The organism is Streptomyces sp. NBC_01261 (assembly GCF_036226385.1).
In the GTDB taxonomy this organism is placed as follows: Bacteria; Actinomycetota; Actinomycetes; order Streptomycetales; family Streptomycetaceae; genus Streptomyces.
In genome coordinates this window covers 11,210,507-11,228,658 of record NZ_CP108463.1, presented here as the reverse complement: position 1 = coordinate 11,228,658, position 18,152 = coordinate 11,210,507, and the positions used below count along the sequence as shown (strand labels likewise).

Here is an 18,152-nt window from a genome sequence, read left to right as displayed (position 1 = left end):
GTTCCGGACGATCAGCCCAGCTCGAAGACGCGGCCCGTTTCCGCTCCTTCGATCGAGCGGACGTCGGACTGGACCATCCGCTCCAGAGGTACGGGTTCGAAGCCGGGAGAGAAGTCGGCGAGCCAAGTCAGCTCCGCCTTGCAGGAGTTGCGGATCGACGACCCCGCGCACCCCACGCCGGTCGCCGAACGCGCGCGGCCGCACAGGCCGCCCACAGGGAGCAGCCCCAGGGCCCACCGCTCACCAACTTGCCCCATTCCTCATCGCCTTGAATCGTTGTCGTCTCTATTGACCTCAGCTCGGAGGGCGAATTACGGTTCCGGCACTTGCAGCGATTTGAAACGATTCAACAGCTGCTCACCCGTGACGAGTTGGGGCTGAACCATGCACGAAACCCACCCGCAGCGTGGCGGTGCGACACGTCGGTCGGTACTGGGCGCCGGTCTGACGACGGGCGTTCTCGCGGCACTCGGTCCGGCAGCGAGCGCCGCCGCCTCCGGGACGGCTCGCTCCAACGAGGCTGTCCCTACGGTGAGTTGGTTCGCCGGTCCTGCCAAGGCGGTCCGGCCCAGGTTCCGTTGGTGGTGGCCGGACGGGCTGGTGGACCCGGTGGAGATCGCGCGGGAGATCGACCAGATGGCCGACGCGGGATTCGGCGGCGCCGAGATCGCGGCCGTCCACCACAGCATCACCGACACCTCCGTCCTGGACACCGCCCGTCACGGTTGGGGCAGCCCGGCCTGGCGTGACGGCGTGAAGGCCGCTCTGCGGCAGGCCGCCCGCCGCGGGCTCACCATCGACCTGACGCTCGGGCCGAGTTGGCCCGTCGCCGTGCCCGGTGTGACACCCGATGACGACGCCGCGGTGAAGGAACTCGCTTACGGCAAGGCCACGTTGACCGGCGGCGCGGCCTACGACGGACCGGTGCCGGCCTCCGTCTACCCGGCCGCCTCCGGTGTGGCCGTGCAGAAGCTCTTCGCCGTCCAGGCCGCCCGCGTCAACACCACCTACTCCAGCGGCAAGGCGACCGGTCTGGACGCCGACAGCGTCACCGACCTGACCGACCGGGTCAGGGGCGGGAACCTCAGCTGGACCCCGCCCGACGCGGCGACCTGGGTGATCCTGTCGTACTGGCAGCGCGGCTCGGGCCAGCAGCCTGAGGCGGGACCGCACTCCTCGCCCGCCGCGTACGTCGTCGACCACTTCAGCGGGACCGGCACGGCGGCCGTCACCCGCTACTGGGACTCCACGATCCTGGACTCCACGCTCCGCCAACTCCTCAGAACGGCGGGCAACACCTTCTTCGAGGACTCCGTGGAGCTGGAGACCAAGGGACTCCAGTGGACGCCCGGCCTGCCTGCCGCCTTCCGCGAGCACACCGGACGGGACCTGCTGCCGTACCTGCCGGCCGTCGTCCTCGACAACGGCAACCAGATCTTCGCCTTCGAGGCGCGGCTCACCCAGGAGGTCCGGCACGACTTCTGGGAGACCGTCTCCGGCCTGTTCAACGAGCACCACCTCGGGGCGCTCAAGTCCTGGGCGCACGGGCACGGCATGAAACTGCGCTCGCAGCCGTACGGACTCCAGACCGACGCGATCGCCTCGGCGGCCGTTCTCGACGTCCCCGAGGGCGAGTCGCTCGGTTTCAAGAACCTCGACGACTACCGCTGTCTCGCCGGCGGACGGGACATGGCCGGCCACCGCGTCCTGTCCTGCGAGGCGGGCGCGTACGCGGGCGGCGCCTACAACACCACCTGGGACAAGTTCCTGCGCACCATGGGCGGCGCGTACGCGGCGGGCGTCAACCAGACCGTGATCCACGGCTTCTCCTATGCCACCGTGCCCGGCGTCAGCTGGCCCGGCTTCGCCGCGTTCAGCCCGTACAGCGGAGCACCCGGATACGGCGAGTCGTGGGGGCCGAGACAACCCACCTGGCACCACGTCCCCGACATCACCGGCTATCTCGGCCGCGTGCACGAGGTGCTCCAATCGGGCACCGCCCGCGCGGACATCGCCGTCTTCCGGCAGACGGGCTACACGGCGACCGGCATCGGGGCGTCCTGGCTCACCTCGACGGGCATCCCGCTCGGCTGGACCCACCAGTTCCTGAGCGGCCCCCTGCTCGACCTGCCCACGGCCAAGGTCTCCGGAAAGCGCCTGGCACCCGACGGGCCCGCTTACAAGGCCCTGTTCCTGGAAGGCGACTTCTTCTACGGCTCCACGCCCACGCTCGCCGTCGCCGACGCCCGCAGACTCCTGACGTTCGCCCGCGCAGGCCTGCCCACCGTGCTCCTCGGCGCCTTCGACCAGCCCCTCACACCGGGGCTCCCCGACGACGGGGAGCAGGATGAACTGCGGTCCCTGACCGCACAGTTGCTCGCGCTGCCGAACGTCCGCCGGATCACCGACAAGACCCTGGTCGGCGCGGCGTTCGCGGAACTCGGCGTGACCTCCGACGCCGTCTACTCCGTGTCCTCGACCCTGCTCAACGCCCACCGGGTCACCGACGACGCCGACTTCTACTACCTGTGCAACGGCAAGCACGCCGAGACCGTCAAGCCCGCCGTCGCCCTCATCGACCATGACGTCACGCTGCACGCGACCCGTCGCAAGGGCTCCGGCGCGGTCCCCTACCTGCTGGACCCGTGGAGCAGGCGGGTCACCCGGCTCGCCCAATACACCCAGGACGGCGACGCGTTCACCTTCCGGGTCACCCTCCAGCCGGGCGAGACCCTCGTCGTCGCGCTCGGCGGCGCGGGACTGTTCGGGGACCGCTGCGGCAGCCGTCCGCACGCGGTCGCCACCGACGCGGACAGCGTGCTCTTCGCGGACGGATCATTGGCGATCCGCGCCTCCACGGCCGGGACGCGCACCACCACCCTGTCGAACGGCCGCAAGGTCACCACGAAGATCCCCGAGGTGCCGGCCGCCCTCACCCTCGACCGCTGGACCCTTTCCGTCGACGACTGGCAGCCCGGCGCCACCGCGACCACCACCACGATCGTCCAGCACAGCCTCGTCCTCGACGCCCTGCTGCCCTGGTCGCAGATCCCCGAACTGGCCGACGTGGGCGGCATCGGCCGCTACCGGACGACGGTCACGCTTCCCAGCACCTGGACCTCCGGCACGGGAGCCGTGCTGAAGCTGGGCAGCGTGACCGACACCTGCCGGGTCACCGTCAACGGGACACGCCTCGACCCCGTCGACCGGATCAACCCGGTCGTGGACCTCGGCGGTCGGCTGCGCCGCGGCGCCAACACCATCGAGGTCGAGGTGGCCACCCCGTTGTTCAACCGGCTGCGGATCAGCAACCCCGCGGTGTTCGGCACGTCCGCCAGGCAGAACTACGGCCTGGTCGGACCGGTCCAACTCACGCCGTACATACAGCAGCCGGTGGCCTAGCTCCCGGCACCGGCACGGATCCCGGCGGCCGTAGAGGCGAACGGCTGCCGGGAGGCGAGCGCGGTGACGGATCGGTCGTCGCCGAGCCGGGCGCGCGCGGATCGCCGAGCCCGGCAAAGGCGAACGCACCCAGGCGACCAACGGCCCGGCTCAACCCGATGGCGCCGTGTCGCCCACTCCGGAACGGCTCAACGACACACACGATGCCACCCTTGCCACTAGAATTGGTGTCATGACTGCCATCACGCTGCGCATTCCCGACGCCATGGACAAACAACTGCGCGACGCCGCCGCCGGCTCCTCGTCCCTCAACGACTACATCGTGCGAGCGGTACGCCGTCAGATGACCCTCGACGCCGCGCGCAGGCTCGCCTCCGTCGCCCCCCTCGACCTGGCAGGCGAAGGCGACGCCCTGTGACCATCCGCAAGGGCGATGTCTGGGATGTGGACACCGGCAAAGGCACCCGTACCGTTCTGGTCGTCAGCCTCGACGGACTTGCCGACGCCTACGGCGCCGTCGTCGTCCTGGTCCTGCACGCCCCGGCCCAGCACCCCGACACGGCGATGAGCGTGCGCTTGACCGCCCCGGTCGACGCCTCCGCCGTCGCCGTCAACCTCCTCCAGCTCTCCACACTCCGCTTCGAGACCGGCACACCGCACGGGAACATCGGCCCCGAACAGCAGGAACTCGTCGACAACGCCCTCCGCGCCGTCCTCGACCTGTAAGCCGGTGGCATACGGCGCGGCGAAGCCCGCATCGAGCGGGAACACTGGCCGGCCGATTCGCGCCTGGTAGGTAAGGGCGCGCCAAAGGCCGAGAGCGTCGATCCTGATGGCGCCGATCGCGACGTCGGCGTCGCGACCGACGACAGCAGGACTACTTCCCTCAGGCGCCGGGTCCGCCTTCGTCGGAGGGCCGTCAGCGCAGTCGACGCGCCCGCAACACCACGTCATCGGTGTGGTGCGCACCGGCGCCGCCGTCAGGTGCCACGCGTGGCCGCTGCTCGTCCACCTCCACCGTCCAGTCGTCGTCGAGCAGAGCGGCCACCATGGAAGGCCAGACGTAGTCGGCCGGGTCGAACCCGGCGTCGTGTTCGTGCCGGGTGTCCATCCCCGCGTGGTGCACGAGCAGCAGCACGCCGCCGGGCGCGACGGCCGCGAGGAGCGCTCGCTCGGCTGCGGCGTCGGGTGTCCGCAGCAGAGCCGGGTACTGCGCGGAGACCAGGTCGAAGGAGGCCGGGGGAAGCGCCGCTTCCGCCAGTCCGGCGTGTACCCAGCGGACGGTGACACCGGCGTCCCTCGCGTGCCCCGCGGCCCGCTCCAGCGCCACGCCCGAGACTTCGAGCGCGGTCACCTCCCAACCGCCGCGCGCGAGCCAGACGGCATCGGCGCCCTCACCGCAGCCGACGTCGAGCACCCGTCCGCGCGTGAGCCCGGCGACCTCGGCCACGAGCGCGCCATTGGGCCGGCCGCTCCACAGTTGCTGTCTGTCCGCGTATCGGTTGTCCCACTCCGCCCGGACCTCGGGGTCTCCGACGTATCCGTCGGCAGGCAAGGACGTGTCGGGCGCGGACGATCCTGCGATGTTGTCAGTCACCGGCCCACGGTCACCCACCAGGTCCTGGTGACACCAATCTTGTTGCTGCTCCGGCAAAACGGCGGCTCAGCTCCTCACGCCAGGGTCACCTCCACCGGCAGCCTCTTGATGCCGTTGACGAAGTTCGAGCGCACGCGCGGCACCTCGCCGGCCAGGCGGATGTCCGCGAGGCGGGGTATCAGCTCCTCGAACATGATGCGGATCTCGGTGCGGGCCAGCAGGTTGCCCAGGCACAGGTGGGGACTGCCCTTCCCGAAGGTCACGTGGTCGTTGTGCTGCCGGGCCACGTCGAGGTCGTAGGGGTTGGTGAAGACCTCCTCGTCGCGGTTGCCGGAGGCGTACCACATGACGACCTTGTCGCCCTCCTTGATGCGTTTGCCGCCGAGTTCGACCTCGCGGGTGGCGGTCCGGCGGAAGTGGTAGACGGGAGAGGCCCAGCGCAGGAACTCCTCGACCGCCGTGGGGATCAGGGAGGGGTCGGCCTGGAGGCGGGCGAGCTGCTCCGGGTGCTGGAGCAGTGCCAGCATGGAGTGGGTGATCGTGTGCCGGGTTGTCTCGTTGCCGGCGACGACCAGGAGCAGGAAGTAGTTGTCGAAGTCCCGCGCGGAGAGCGGGACGCCGTCGCGCGGGGTGGTGTTGACCAGTTTGGAGACCAGGTCCGTGCCCTGGCCACCGCGCCGCTGCCTGGCCAACTCCCTTCCGTACTCGAAGACTTCGAGCGAGGCGGGTGAACGGAACGGCAGGTCGCGGTACTTCTCGCTCTCCCCGCTGTGCAGGAGTACGTCGGCGTAGTCGGGGTCGGTGTTGCCGATGATGCGGTTGCCCCAGTCGATGAGCTGCTGGTTGTCCTCCGGCGGCACGTCGAGCAGCCGGGCGAGCACGTTGATGGGGAAGTCTGCGGAGATCTCCTTCACGAAGTCGAAGCTGCCCTTGGCCAGCGCCGCGTCCAGGGTCTTCGCGGTCAGGCCGCGCAGGAAGTCGGCGTAGCTGTTGATCACCCCTGCGCCGAACTGCCGCTGGATCAGGCTGCGCAGGGCCCGGTGGCGGACGCCGTCGAGTTCCAGGATGGAGGCGCGTTTCTTGATCTGGTCGTCGTCGACCTCTTCGAGGTTGACGAACCGGGTGGAGGTGAACGTCTCGGCGTCCCGGTCCACCCGGGCGATGTCGGCGTGCCGGGTCACCGACCAGAAGCCGGAGTTGGGGGCCTCCTCGGGCTGCCAGTGGACGGGGTCCTCGTGGCGCAGGGTGTGGAACATGCGCCACGGGGTCACGCCGTCGGTGAAGTTGTCGAGGTCGGCGAGGTTCACGTCCGCGAGGGGCAGTGGTTCGTTCGCGGCGGCGGGCAGGGTCGTCTCGGTCATCGGTGGCTCCTGGGGGTCGTACGGGCTGTCACAGGTGGTAGGCGTACTCGGTGAACTCCCAGTCGGTGACGTGCCGTTGGAAGCGCTCGACCTCGTTCCGCTTGTAGGAGAGGAAGGACGTGGTGAAGTCCTTGCCGAGCACCTCGGCCAGGGCGGTGTCCGCCTCCAGCGCGTCGAGGGCCTCGGACAGGGTGCCGGGCAGCACGGTGGAGCGGGCCGGGTCGTAGCCGTAGCCCTCCAGCGGGGCGGGCGGCTCCTCTGCGGCCACCACGCCCAGCAGGGCTGCGGCGATGGTGCCGGCGATCGCGAGGTAGGGGTTGGCGCCGGCGTCGCCCAGCCGCAGTTCGAGCCGGGCTGCGGACCCGCGCTCGGGCGGGATGCGGACCATGGCGCTGCGGTTGTCGAGCCCCCAGTCGATCAGCCAGGGCGCGAGCGTGTCGGGTCCGAAGCGTTTGTAGGAGTTGACGGTCGGGTTGAGCAGCGCGGCCAGGGCGGGTGCGTGCGCCATCACGCCGGCGACGGAGTGCCGTGCGGTGGCGGAGAGGCCGTAGGGCCCGGACGGGTCGTCGAAGGCGTTGCGGCCTTCGGTGTCGTGGCTCGACAGATGGAGGTGGAAGCCGGATCCCCCGGCGTCGTTGAACGGCTTCGCCATGAAGGTGGCGAGTCTGCCTTCCTTGCGGGCGAGTTCCTTGATCGCGGCCTTGAAGCGAAAGGCGCGGTCGGCGGCCGACATCGCCTCCGAGTGGACCAGGTTGATCTCGAACTGTCCGCCGTCGAACTCGTGGTTGCCGCTGAGCACGCCGATGTTCAGGTCGCGGACCTGCCGCAGGGTGCGCAGGAGGTGGTTGTCGGGGTCGGCGCGCAGCCCCGCCGTGTAGACGACACCGGCGTCGGACGCGTACCGGCGCCAGCCGCCGACGGCGTCGCGTTCGCAGAGGAAGTACTCCAGCTCGGGGCCGACGACGGGCCGCAGTCCGTGCTCCGCGCACCGGTCGAGGACGGCCTGGAGGAGGTCGCGGGGCGATTCGGGGGCGGGCGCCCCGGTCGCCGGGTCCAGGACCTCGCCGAGGCAGGTGGCCACGCCGGGCTCCCACGGGAGGGGCAGGAGGGTGTCCAGGTCGGGGCGTACGCAGATGTCGGGCAGTCCGGCGTCCAGGCCGCCGCGGACCGGGACGACGTCGCCCTGCGGACTGGTGTGGTAGACGGCCCGGCAGAAGGCGAGCCCGTGTTCCACGGCCCGGGGCAGTTCCTCCAGCAGGACGTCGCGGGCGCGGTCGGTGCCGATGAGGTCGGGATAGGTCACCCGGACCACGTCGATGCCGTCGGCGGCGAGTCGCTCCATGTGGCGGCGGACTTCCGGGATGTCTTGAACGCTCACCGTTGTCTCCTCGGGCGGACGGTGGGGCACCTCTGGGACGCGAGGTCCTGAGGCGGCCGATGGGGAAATGAGGGGCCGGGACACGGCGGTCACGGGCGACCCCGGCAACGTTGTTTGACGCCAAACGGTAAGAGCGGTCGCCGCGTCCCGCAAGAGGCGACGACAAGAAAATTATCCATCCGGATAGGTATTGACCCCACCCCGGCGGCTTCCTATCTTGTTTGAAGCCAAACGAGTCAGGGGCCGGTCTTCGAGCCCCTTTGGCCGGGGCCCGGCCACCGTGCCGGGCCCCTCTCCCCACCACCTCTCCGACGCCCTCACCCCAGGAGGCCGGCCATGAAGGTCGTCGTCGACATGAACAAGTGCCAGGACCACGGCCAGTGCGTCTTCGCGGCACCCGACGTCTTCCAGCTGGACGACGACGGACACCTCGGCTACGTCCCCGACCCCGACGACGCCCTGCGCGACGAGGTCGAGGAAGCCGCGGACGTCTGCCCGCTCCAGGCCATCCGGATCGAGGAGTGATGGCCGGGGGAAGCGTGGTCGTCGTCGGCGCCTCGATGGGCGGCCTGCGCGCCGCCGAACAACTGCGGACGGCCGGCTGGACCGGCTCCGTGACGGTCGTCGGCGACGAACCGCACATGCCCTACAACCGGCCCCCACTCTCCAAGGACGTCCTCGCCGGCAAGGCGTCCTTCGACTCCCTCGCCTTCGCCCCCAAGGCGAACACCGCCGACGTGAAGTGGCGGCTCGGCCGGAAGGCCGTCACGGCCGACCTCGCCGCGCGCACCCTCACCCTCGACGACAGCACCACGCTCTCCTACGACGGCCTGGTCGTCGCCACCGGTATGCGCCCCCGCCGGCTGCGCTGCCCCGGACCGCTCACCGGCCGCCACACCGTGCGCACCCTCACCGACGCACAGGGCCTGCACGCCGAACTGACCCGGCCGGGCGTCCGCGTGGTCGTGGTCGGCGCCGGGTTCATCGGCTGCGAGGTGGCCGCCACCGCCGTGGGCCTCGGCGTGGCCGAGGTGACCGTCGTCGACCCGCTGCCACTGCCCATGGTGGGTCCGCTCGGCAGGCTGCTCGCCGGTGCGCTGCTACGACGGCACGAACAGCGCGGGGTGCGGTTCGCGCTCGGCACCGGGGTCGCCGGCTTCGAGGGCGACGACCGGGTGACGGGAGTCCTACTGAGCGACGGCACCGTCCTGCCCGCCGACGTGGTGGTGGAGTCGGTCGGCTCGCTCGCCAACACCGAATGGCTGGAGGGCAACGGACTCGACCTGAGCGACGGTGTGCTCACCGATGAGCTGCTGCGGGTCGGAGGGCTGCCGTCCGTCGTCGCGGTCGGTGACGTGGCCCGCTTCCCCAACGCCCGCTACGACGGAGTGCCGCGCCGGGTCGAGCACTGGTCGATCCCGACGGACAGCGCCAGACACGCGGCCAGAAGTCTCGTCGCCCATCTCACGGGACACCAGGGCGAGTCGGCGGCCTTCGCGCCACTGCCCACCTTCTGGAGCGACCAGCACGACTTCCGGTTGCAGTCCTTCGGCTCGCCCCTGCTCGGCCTCGACGACGTCCGGGTCCTGGACGGCGACCCGGACGGCGACGTCATCGCCGGCTACCACCGCGAGGGCCTGCTCGTCGGTGTCGTGGCGCTCGGTGTTCCCACAACGGCCGCGCGGGCCGCCCGCTACCGCACCGCGCTCCTCCAGCAGCCCGCCCTCACCGCGTAAGGAACCAACGTCATGGCCAGCGTCCGTGGTTACTTCCACCCCAAGACCGCGACCGGATCGTCGTCGCTGATCCCCGCGCCGCCCTGGCGCTACTCGGGCGACCTGCTCACCGTCGAGTACCGCACGGATCCCGCACGGGTCCGTGAACTGCTGCCCGAGCCACTGGAGTTGGCCGACGAGGACCCGGGCGCGGTCGCGCTGATCTGGGCCGACTGGCAGTCCTGCTCGCAGGCCGGGGAGGAACTGCTCGACCCCGTACGCGCGCAGTACAAGGAGGCGTTCGCGGTCGTGCGCTGCTCGTTCCGGGGCCGGACGTACTCGCGCTGCGTCTACATCTGGGTCGACAAGGACTTCGCGATCGCACGGGGGCTGCACCAGGGCTATCCGAAGAAGCTCGGCTCCATCCACCAGACCCGGCCGCATCCCTACGGGCCCGCTCCGCGGATCGAGGCGGGGGCCCGCTTCGGCGCGACCCTCGCCGCGGCCGACCGGCGCCTCGCCGAGACCGTGGTGACCCTGCGCGAGCCGACGGAGACGAACGGGTTCGTGAACGGACACCCCATGGCTCACCACCGCTGGCTCCCCTCCGTCGAGAAGGGCAAGGGGCTGGCACTGGACGAGCTGGTCGAGACCGGCGCGGCCGACTTCGAGGGCGGCCAACCCTGGCTCGGGGAAGCCGAGTTGACGTTGTTCGAGGCCCCCACGGAGGAGCTGGCCCGGCTGGAGGTCCGCGAGCCGATCGCCGCCTACTACCGACAGGTCGGGGTCGTCTGGGACGGCGGCCGGCTGCTGGAGTCCGGAACGTCCTCCGCAACTGCCGACTAGGCCCCCTCTCCGCCCCTTGCCCGCCTGCGTCAGGAGCCCTTCCCATGCCCGAGAAGATCATCGTCGCCGGAGTCCCCGTCGACACCCGTCACTTCATCGGCGGCCGACGCGTCGCCTCCGCCGACACCTTCGACGACGTCTCCCCCATCGACGGCGAGGTCCTCGGCCCGATCGCCCGCGGCGGCCCCGCCGAGGCCGATGCCGCGGTCGCCGCGGCCCGCGAGGCGTTCCCCGGCTGGGCCGCCACCCCGCGCGCCGAACGCGCCCGCGTCCTGCACGCCATAGCCGACGGCGTCGAGAAGCGCATCGAGGAACTCGCGCTCGTCGAGACCCACGACAACGGCGCCCTGCTCCGCTCGCACCGCCGTGGCGTCATGCCCCGCGTCGCGCACAACTTCCGCTTCTTCGCCGACTGGTTGCTCACCCTCGGCCACGAGGACTTCGAGACGCGCGGCCACACCAACCACGTCACCTGGGACCCGGCCGGCCCCTGCGTCCTGATCACCCCGTGGAACGCCCCGCTGATGCTGGCCACTTGGAAGGTCGCCCCGGCCCTCGCGGCCGGCAACACCGTCGTCCTCAAGCCGGCCGAATGGTCACCGCTCACCGCCTCGCTGCTCGCCGACATCGCCACCGAGGCCGGACTGCCCGCCGGGGTCCTCAACGTCGTCCAGGGCTACGGCGCGGAGATCGGCGACGCGCTCACCTCGCACCCGGACGTACGCCGGATCAGCTTCACCGGCTCGGTGCCCACGGCCACCCGGATCGCCGCGTCGGCCGCCGCCCACCTCACCCCGCTCAGCCTCGAACTCGGCGGCAAGTCGCCGCTGTTGGTGTTCGCCGACGCGGACCTCGACCTCGCCGTCGACCTCGCCGTCGAGCAGTACGACAACGCCGGCCAGGTGTGCCTGGCCGCCACCCGCGTCCTCGTCGAGGAGTCGGTCGTCGAGGAGTTCACGCGACGCTTCACGGAGAAGGCCTCGGCCCTGGTCCAGGGAGACCCGCGCGAGGAGACCACCGACATCGGACCCACCATCCACCCCCGCCAACTGGAGAAGGTCGACGGGTTCGTGCGGCGCGCGATCGCAGCCGGGGCCCGAGCCGTCATCGGCGGACAGCGCAAGGACGGCCAGTACTACGCGCCGACCCTCCTCACCGGCGTCGCCCAGGACTCGGAGATCGTGCAGGAGGAGGTCTTCGGGCCGGTCCTGACCCTCCAGACCTTCGCCGACGAGGAGGAAGCGGTACATCTCGCCAACGACACCCGCTTCGGCCTCGCCGCCACCCTGGCCACCGGCGACCGCGAACGCGCCGACCGCGTCACCGCCCGGCTCGTCGCGGGCACGGTCTGGGTCAACTGCTTCTTCGTGCGCGACCTCCAGGCACCCTTCGGCGGTTCCCGCCTCTCCGGTGTCGGACGCGAGGGCGGCACCTGGAGCTTCGACTTCTACTGCGACCTCAAGAACACCGTCACCGCCCCGAACGGATGGAACAACCATGGGTGAGATCGTCGGGGCCGGCCTGCTGGCCCATGTCCCCACCATCGTGCTGCCCGAGGCCGACCGCCTCGAACTCAACGAGGGCGAGGAGATCACCCTCGTCACCGGCCTCCGCCAACTCCGCGAGGACGTCTTCGACCGGGACGACTACGACACCGTCGTCGTCCTCGACTCCCACTGGGCCACCACCGTCGAGTTCGTGATCGCCGCCCAGCGGCGCCGGGCCGGGCTCTTCACCTCCGAGGAGCTGCCGCGCGGCATGTGCCGGATGCCCTACGACTACCCCGGCGACCCCGAACTCGCCCAGAACATCGCCGAGTTCGCCGACCGGCACGGCACCTGGATCACCCCGATCGACGACGACCACCTGCCGGTGTACTACGCCACCATCAACCTCTGGAAGTTCCTCGGCGAGGGACTGCCGGACAAGCGGTGGGTGACCATCGGCGTCTGCCAGACCGGCGACATGGAGGACCATCTGCGCCTGGGCCGCGCGCTCGCCGACGGCATCGCGGCCACCCCCGGCCGCCGGGTGCTGCTCATCGCCTCCGGCGCTCTGTCGCACACCTTCTGGCCGCTGCGCGAGATCCGCGACCACGAGGCCAGCGACCCCGCGCACATCCGTACGCCCGAGGCCCGCGAGGCCGACTACGAGCGGATCGCCTGGTTCAAGGAGGGCCGGCACGACAAGGTCCTCGACACCATGGACGAGTTCTGGAAGTACAAGCCCGAGGCGAAGTTCTTCCACTACCTGATGATGGCCGGCGCCCTCGGCGAACAGGCCTGCACCGCCAGGGCCCGCCAGTACGGCGCGTACGAGAACTCCGTCGGCACCGGCCAGGTCCACCTCTGGTTCGACCGCCCGGCCACCGGCTGGACCGGTGACGGCCCGCCCGTACCCCCCTCCCCCCGCACCCCGCACAGCCGCGCCTAGGAGAGCGACATGCCCGAGTACCGCCGCGTTCTGCTGGACGGCTCCACCGTCGAGGTCACCGTCGACGGCGACGAACTCGTCGCCGGGGACGGCCGCCGCGTCAAGACCGACGAGGCGCTGCATCTGCCTCCGGTGGTTCCGTCCAAGGTGATCGCCGTCCATCTCAACCACCGCAGCCGCGTCGACGAGTTCCGGATCGATCTCCCGGACACCCCGACCTACTTCCACAAGCCCACCTCCTCCCTCAACGCCCACAAGGGCGCGATCGTCCGCCCCGGGGGCTGCAAGTGGCTCAACTACGAGGGCGAGGTCGCCATCGTCATCGCAAGGACCGCGCGGAACATCTCCCCGGCCGAGGCGGGCGAGTACATCGCCGGCTACACCGTCGCCAACGACTACGGCCTGCACGACTTCCGCGACACCGACGCCGGTTCCATGCTGCGGGTCAAGGGCTCCGACACCCTCTGCCCGCTCGGCCCGGGCCTGGTCACCGACTGGGACTTCCACGGCAAGCGGCTGCGCACCTACGTCAACGGCGAGGTCGTACAGGACGGTTCGACCGACGAGATGAAGTGGGACATGCACTACCTCGTCGCCGACATCGCCCGCACCATCACCCTGTATCCGGGGGACGTGCTGCTGTCCGGCACGCCCGCCAACTCCCGTCCCGTCCGACCCGGAGACGTCGTCGAGGTCGAGGTCGAGGGCCTCGGCAGACTCACCAATCACGTCGTCGACGGCCCCACCCCGATCCGCACCGACGTCGGCGCCCAGCCGACCGAGTCGGAAGAGGTGCTGTCCACCGCGCTCGGCGGCGACTGGGAGTTCCGTGGCATTCGTCCACCGCGCCGCTGACGGCGACGGCGCAGGTAGGGTCGCCTGCATGACCGAGCCCGCCGGCCGCCGCCCCCGCAAGCGCGTCACCTACGGCGCGGGCCGCGAGGCCCTGCTGGACGCCGCGGTGCGCGTGGTGGCACGGGGCGGACTGCGCGGGCTCACCTACCGCGCCGTCGCGGAGGAGGCGGGGGTCACCCACGGACTCGTGGTGCACCACTTCGGAACCCGCGACGCGCTGATCGAGGCGGCGCTCGCCCACGCCATCCACTCGTCGCTCAGCAGCAGCGACCTCGAACCCGGCACCGGACGGCCCGAGGACTTCTCGCACGGGCTGACCGAGATGGTGGACTCGGGGCCCGACCTCCAGGCCTTCCAGTACGAACTGCTCCTGGAGGCCCGGCGCAGGCCGGAGCTGCTGTCCCATCTCCGCGCGCTGTACGACGAGTACTTCGCCGCCACCCGGCGCGAACTGACCCAGATGCTGCCCGGACCGGTCGACGAGGGCCTGTCCCGGATGGTGTTCGCCACCCTGGAGGGCCTGGTCCTGCACCAGCTCGTCTTCGGCGAGCGCGAGGTCATCGAGGACGCCCTCGACGAGCTGCGGAACGTCCTGCGACTGCTGGCGCGGGAGCGCGACGGGCACTGACCGCCCGGCCCCCTCTCCCCACTGATTACGGCCTCGTAAGAAATCCGCGTCGGACACGGATTCTCCGTGCCACCCCCTTGCCAAACGGATAGTTCCGCCCCACGATGAGGCAACTCGTTTGGCCTGAAACGACACTCCCCTTAACTGGCAGGTGATCCGAGTGGACAGTCAGGCGGTCGCATCCCAGCGGTCCGTGCGGGACGAACCCACGGCAGGCACGCTCAAACCCAACGCGCTCGGCGTGCTGGGCATCCTCTTCCTCGTTCTGTCCGCCCAGGCGCCGCTCACCGGCATCGCCGGAGCGGTCCCGATCTCCGTCGGCATCGGCAACGGTCCCGGCACCGCCGGCGCCTACGTCCTGGTCGGCGTGGTGACCCTGCTCTTCTCGGTCGGCTTCGTCACCATGGGCCGGCACGTCGTCGACGCGGGCGCCTTCTACACCTACATCGGCACCGGGCTCGGCCGCACCACCGGGGCCGGCAGCGCGGGCGTGGCGCTCTTCGCGTACTGCGCCATCCAGGCCGCGATGTACGGGCTGTACGGCTCCATCGTCAGCGGCCTGGTCGACGCCCACACGGGACTCGACCTGCCATGGTGGGCATGGTCGCTGGCAACCATGGCAGTCGTCCAGGCGCTCGGTGCCACCGGCATCGACATGGGCGCCAAGCTGCTGGCCGTGTTCGTCCTGGCGGAGTTCAGCATCCTGCTGGCCTTCAGCCTCGTCACCCTCTTCAAGGGCGGCGGCCCGGAGGGCCTCGGCTTCACGCAGTCCTTCTCGCCGAGCGCCGTGACCCAGGGCGCACCGGGCGTGGCCGTGATGTTCGCCGTCGCCTCCATGTTCGGCTTCGAGGCCACCGCGATCTACGGCGAGGAGGCGCGCGAGCCGAAGAAGACCGTCCCTCGCGCCACCTACCTGGCGGTCGTCGTGGTCGTCGGCTTCTTCGCCCTCACCTCCTGGATGCTGGTCGCCGCGTACGGACCCTCCAAGGCCGTCGAGGCGGCGGGCAAGGCGCTGGCGAGCGGGGACTCCACAGCGTTCGTCTTCGCCCCGATCGCCGCGCAGTTCGGCGGCTGGGTCAACGACGTACTGCCCGTCCTGCTGGCCACCTCCCTCTTCGCCGGCCTGCTCACCTTCCACAACTCCGCCAACCGCTATCTCTTCTCGCTCGGCCGCGACGGGCTGCTGCCCCGCCGCCTGTGCACCCTCAACAGCCGCCACGCGCCCTGGACGGCCGGCTGTGTGCAGACCCTCGTCGCGGTGGCCCTGGTGGTGCCGTTCGCGCTCGCGGGCAAGGACCCGGTGCTGACGCTCTTCTCCTGGTTCAGCGGCGTCGCCGTCCTGGCGATGATGCTCCTGTACCTGCTGACCTCGGTCTCCGTGGTGGTCTTCTTCCGCCGCGAGCGCCTGGAGGTGCGGCTGTGGAACACGCTGGTCGCCCCGGTCCTGGCCACGATCGCGGTCGCGGGCGCGGTCTGGCTCATCCTCGCCAACTTCACTACGCTCATCGGCGGCGACAGCGCCACGGCGATCTGGCTCGCCCTGTCGGTCCCGGTGGTCATGGCGCTGAGCATCGTGACCGCGCGGCTGAGCCGCCGGGGAGCGTCGCCCGCCGACGGCTGACCGGCTCCCCTCCCTCGGTGCGCGTCCGACGACACGGGCGCGCACCGGGCCAGGCACACCTCGCTCTCCCCCACCCGATGACGAAGTGGAGTTCCCCATGCCGGCCGTCACCCATGACGAATGGCTCCGTCGCGCCAAGACGTTCCAGGTGTACGGCGCCCACCACATCGACGGTGCCGACGAACCCGGGGCCGGCCGCACCTTCCGGGTCGTCTCCCCCCGCGACGGCCAGGTGGTCGCCGAAGTCGCCGACGGCGGTCCCGCCGAGGTGGACGCGGCCGTGGCCGCCGCCCGGCGCGCCTTCGACACGGGCCCGTGGCCACGCCTGGCCCCCGCCGAACGCGGCCGGGTCCTGCTTCGTCTCGCCGAACTCCTCGAAACACAGCGGGAGGCGCTTGCCCTCGCGGTGACCCTGGAGATGGGCAAGCCGGTCACGGACGCCCACGACATCGAACTGCGCGCGGCCATCAACACCTTCCGCTGGTACGGGCAGTTGGCCGACAAGCTGACGGACGAGTCCCCGCACACCGCACCGGACGCGCTCGCCCTCGTCACCCGCGAACCGGCCGGAGTCGTGGGCGCCGTCGTCCCCTGGAACTTCCCGCTGACGCTGGCGAGTTGGAAGGTGGCCCCGGCACTCGCGGCCGGCTGCGCGGTCGTACTGAAGCCGTCCGAGAACTCACCGCTGTCCGCACTGCTGCTGGGCCGGCTCGCCACCGAGGCCGGGTTGCCCCCGGGGGTCCTCAACGTGGTCACCGGGGACGGCCCGACCGCCGGTCGGGCGCTGGGGGTTCACCCCGACGTCGACGTGCTCGCCTTCACCGGCTCCACCGCCGTCGGCCGGCACTTCCTGCGCTACTCCGCCGACTCCAACCTCAAGCGGGTCTGGCTGGAGCTGGGCGGGAAGTCGCCCAACATCGTCCTCCCGGACGCCCCCGACCTGGAGAAGGCCGCCGCGACGGCCGCCTGGGGCATCTTCTTCAACCAGGGCGAGATGTGCACCGCCCCGTCCCGCCTGCTCGTACACGCCTCCGTCGCCGAGCAGGTCACCGAGGCAGTCGTCGCACGAGCCCGGGAGCTGCGGGTGGGCGACCCCCTGGACCCGGCGACCGAGATGGGCGCGCTGGTCGGCGAAGGGCATCTGGAGCGCGTACTCGGCCATGTGCGGCGCGGTGTCGACGAGGGCTCCAGGCTGCGTACGGGAGGCTCACGCACCCGCACGGACAGCGGCGGCAGCTTCGTCGAACCGACCGTGTTCGACCGGGTCGAGGCCGGCGCCGGGCTGGCCCGCGAGGAGATCTTCGGCCCCGTCCTGTCCGTCATCTCCTTCAACACCCTTGAGGAAGCGGTGGAGTTGGCCAACGCCACCCAGTACGGTCTGGCCGCCGGCCTGTGGACCTCGGACCTGAGCACCGCCCACCGGGTCTCCCGCGCCCTGAAGGCGGGAACGGTGTGGGTGAACTGCTACGAGGAGGGCGATCTGACCGTGCCCTTCGGCGGGATGAAGCAGTCGGGCAACGGCCGCGACAAGTCCGCCCATGCCCTGGAGAAGTACACCGAGCTCAAGACGACCTGGATCCAGTTGTGACCGTCCCGCCGCGCCCGCTGATCGCCCTGCCCGCCCGCTTCTCGGCCACCGCCTCCGCGCTGCGGTACGCCGCCGAGGTCAACTCCCTGGCGCTCGTCGAGGCGGTGTGGCGGGCGGGCGGCGAACCGGCGACCATCCACCCGTACGCCCCCGACGGCACGGCCGACCCTGCGGAGGTCGCCGCCCGTCTCGCCCGGTTCGACGGGGTACTGCTGCCCGGCGGCGGGGACCTCGCACCGTACCGCTACGGAGCGGAGGGGACCCACGAGAGCGTGTACGACGTCGACGACCGGCAGGACGGCTTCGACCTCCAAGTCGCCCGGCAGGCACTGGAGTCGGGGCTGCCTCTGCTGGCCGTCTGCCGCGGACTCCAGGTCGTCAACGTGGCCCTCGGCGGCACCCTGGAACAGGACATGGGCGGACCGGAGCGCGAACACCGGCACGTCGTGCACCCCGTGGCCCTGGAGCCGGGGTCGCTCCTCGCGCGGGCGACGGGCGCGGAGAAAGTGGACGCGTCCTGCTATCACCACCAGCGCGTCGACCGGCCGGGGAGCGGTCTGCGCGTGACCGCGCGGGCGGCCGACGGCACCGTCGAAGGGCTCGAACTCCCCGGCGCCCGCGGCTGGTTCACGGCCGTGCAGTGGCATCCCGAGGACACCGCGCACGAACAGGCGGTGCAGCAGGGCCTGTTCGACACACTCGTCGAGGCGGCTCGGCGGGCCCGCTGA

17 protein-coding genes are annotated in these 18,152 nt (G+C 71.0%); 13 read left to right on the top strand and 4 right to left on the bottom strand.

Annotated elements, in window-relative coordinates:
* Window positions 1–11: 11 nt before the first annotated feature.
* Window positions 12–257, bottom strand: a complete 246-nt coding sequence (locus tag OG226_RS49810) for a hypothetical protein (protein WP_328686164.1) — start codon at window positions 255–257, stop codon at window positions 12–14.
* Window positions 258–384: 127 nt separating this feature from the next.
* Here OG226_RS49810 and OG226_RS49805 point away from each other — a divergent pair, with 127 nt between their 5' ends.
* The 3 genes from OG226_RS49805 (at window position 385) to OG226_RS49795 (ending at window position 4,128) form a co-directional block, all read left to right on the top strand.
* Entirely contained in the window at window positions 385–3,402 is a 3,018-nt protein-coding gene (locus tag OG226_RS49805; protein ID WP_329352994.1) for a glycosyl hydrolase, read from the top strand.
* Window positions 3,403–3,634: 232 nt separating this feature from the next.
* A complete protein-coding gene (locus OG226_RS49800; protein ID WP_328686162.1) occupies window positions 3,635–3,820 on the top strand; it encodes a hypothetical protein in 186 nt (61 codons plus the stop codon).
* Window positions 3,817–4,128 carry a type II toxin-antitoxin system PemK/MazF family toxin gene (locus OG226_RS49795; protein WP_328686161.1) on the top strand — a complete coding sequence of 104 codons (312 nt, stop codon included), beginning with the start codon at window positions 3,817–3,819 and terminating at the stop codon, window positions 4,126–4,128. The genes OG226_RS49800 and OG226_RS49795 overlap by 4 nt, the downstream gene beginning before the upstream one ends.
* 193 nt (window positions 4,129–4,321) lie before the next feature.
* Here the strand turns inward: OG226_RS49795 and OG226_RS49790 are convergent, their stop codons facing one another.
* The 3 genes from OG226_RS49790 to OG226_RS49780 all read right to left on the bottom strand — a co-directional run bounded on the left by OG226_RS49790 (window position 4,322) and on the right by OG226_RS49780 (window position 7,702).
* Window positions 4,322–4,999 (bottom strand): class I SAM-dependent methyltransferase, encoded by a 678-nt coding sequence (locus tag OG226_RS49790; protein WP_328686160.1) that lies wholly within the window; start codon window positions 4,997–4,999, stop codon window positions 4,322–4,324.
* A gap of 74 nt (window positions 5,000–5,073) precedes the next feature.
* Window positions 5,074–6,360, bottom strand: coding sequence for a cytochrome P450 (locus OG226_RS49785; RefSeq protein WP_329352993.1), 1,287 nt, complete (start codon window positions 6,358–6,360; stop codon window positions 5,074–5,076).
* 28 nt (window positions 6,361–6,388) lie between these two features.
* Window positions 6,389–7,702 (bottom strand): glutamine synthetase family protein, encoded by a 1,314-nt coding sequence (locus OG226_RS49780; protein WP_329353734.1) that lies wholly within the window; start codon window positions 7,700–7,702, stop codon window positions 6,389–6,391.
* A 372-nt stretch (window positions 7,703–8,074) separates the two neighbouring features.
* On the opposite strand from OG226_RS49780, the gene OG226_RS49775 reads away from it, so the two are divergent.
* The 10 genes from OG226_RS49775 to OG226_RS49730 all read left to right on the top strand — a co-directional run bounded on the left by OG226_RS49775 (window position 8,075) and on the right by OG226_RS49730 (window position 18,152).
* Window positions 8,075–8,263: a ferredoxin gene (locus OG226_RS49775; protein ID WP_328686158.1), complete on the top strand. Its 189-nt coding sequence runs from the start codon at window positions 8,075–8,077 to the stop codon at window positions 8,261–8,263.
* Window positions 8,263–9,474: an NAD(P)/FAD-dependent oxidoreductase gene (locus OG226_RS49770; protein WP_329352992.1), complete on the top strand. Its 1,212-nt coding sequence runs from the start codon at window positions 8,263–8,265 to the stop codon at window positions 9,472–9,474. Before OG226_RS49775 ends, OG226_RS49770 begins: the two co-directional genes overlap by 1 nt.
* 12 nt (window positions 9,475–9,486) lie before the next feature.
* Entirely contained in the window at window positions 9,487–10,299 is an 813-nt protein-coding gene (locus OG226_RS49765; protein ID WP_328686156.1) for an acetoacetate decarboxylase family protein, read from the top strand.
* A gap of 44 nt (window positions 10,300–10,343) precedes the next feature.
* A complete protein-coding gene (locus OG226_RS49760; RefSeq protein ID WP_328686155.1) occupies window positions 10,344–11,804 on the top strand; it encodes an aldehyde dehydrogenase in 1,461 nt (486 codons plus the stop codon).
* Window positions 11,797–12,732, top strand: coding sequence for a 3,4-dihydroxyphenylacetate 2,3-dioxygenase (locus tag OG226_RS49755; protein WP_328686154.1), 936 nt, complete (start codon window positions 11,797–11,799; stop codon window positions 12,730–12,732). Before OG226_RS49760 ends, OG226_RS49755 begins: the two co-directional genes overlap by 8 nt.
* A gap of 9 nt (window positions 12,733–12,741) precedes the next feature.
* Window positions 12,742–13,587: a fumarylacetoacetate hydrolase family protein gene (locus OG226_RS49750; RefSeq protein ID WP_329352991.1), complete on the top strand. Its 846-nt coding sequence runs from the start codon at window positions 12,742–12,744 to the stop codon at window positions 13,585–13,587.
* A 28-nt stretch (window positions 13,588–13,615) separates the two neighbouring features.
* Complete coding sequence (locus OG226_RS49745; protein WP_328686152.1) at window positions 13,616–14,215, top strand: TetR/AcrR family transcriptional regulator; 600 nt, start codon at window positions 13,616–13,618, stop codon at window positions 14,213–14,215.
* 160 nt (window positions 14,216–14,375) lie between these two features.
* Window positions 14,376–15,836, top strand: coding sequence for an APC family permease (locus OG226_RS49740; RefSeq protein WP_329352990.1), 1,461 nt, complete (start codon window positions 14,376–14,378; stop codon window positions 15,834–15,836).
* A gap of 97 nt (window positions 15,837–15,933) precedes the next feature.
* Complete coding sequence (locus tag OG226_RS49735) at window positions 15,934–17,424, top strand: aldehyde dehydrogenase (RefSeq protein ID WP_329352989.1); 1,491 nt, start codon at window positions 15,934–15,936, stop codon at window positions 17,422–17,424.
* Window positions 17,421–18,152: a gamma-glutamyl-gamma-aminobutyrate hydrolase family protein gene (locus OG226_RS49730; protein WP_329352988.1), complete on the top strand. Its 732-nt coding sequence runs from the start codon at window positions 17,421–17,423 to the stop codon at window positions 18,150–18,152. Before OG226_RS49735 ends, OG226_RS49730 begins: the two co-directional genes overlap by 4 nt.

Coding starts and splice junctions, on each gene's coding strand:
- OG226_RS49810 (WP_328686164.1), bottom strand. CDS start 257: ATGGGGCAAGTTGGTGAGCGGTGGGCCCTGGGGCTGCTCCCTGTGGGC.
- OG226_RS49805 (WP_329352994.1), top strand. CDS start 385: ATGCACGAAACCCACCCGCAGCGTGGCGGTGCGACACGTCGGTCGGTA.
- OG226_RS49800 (WP_328686162.1), top strand. CDS start 3,635: ATGACTGCCATCACGCTGCGCATTCCCGACGCCATGGACAAACAACTG.
- OG226_RS49785 (WP_329352993.1), bottom strand. CDS start 6,360: ATGACCGAGACGACCCTGCCCGCCGCCGCGAACGAACCACTGCCCCTC.
- OG226_RS49780 (WP_329353734.1), bottom strand. CDS start 7,702: ATGGAGCGACTCGCCGCCGACGGCATCGACGTGGTCCGGGTGACCTAT.
- OG226_RS49775 (WP_328686158.1), top strand. CDS start 8,075: ATGAAGGTCGTCGTCGACATGAACAAGTGCCAGGACCACGGCCAGTGC.
- OG226_RS49770 (WP_329352992.1), top strand. CDS start 8,263: ATGGCCGGGGGAAGCGTGGTCGTCGTCGGCGCCTCGATGGGCGGCCTG.
- OG226_RS49765 (WP_328686156.1), top strand. CDS start 9,487: ATGGCCAGCGTCCGTGGTTACTTCCACCCCAAGACCGCGACCGGATCG.
- OG226_RS49760 (WP_328686155.1), top strand. CDS start 10,344: ATGCCCGAGAAGATCATCGTCGCCGGAGTCCCCGTCGACACCCGTCAC.
- OG226_RS49755 (WP_328686154.1), top strand. CDS start 11,797: ATGGGTGAGATCGTCGGGGCCGGCCTGCTGGCCCATGTCCCCACCATC.
- OG226_RS49750 (WP_329352991.1), top strand. CDS start 12,742: ATGCCCGAGTACCGCCGCGTTCTGCTGGACGGCTCCACCGTCGAGGTC.
- OG226_RS49745 (WP_328686152.1), top strand. CDS start 13,616: ATGACCGAGCCCGCCGGCCGCCGCCCCCGCAAGCGCGTCACCTACGGC.
- OG226_RS49735 (WP_329352989.1), top strand. CDS start 15,934: ATGCCGGCCGTCACCCATGACGAATGGCTCCGTCGCGCCAAGACGTTC.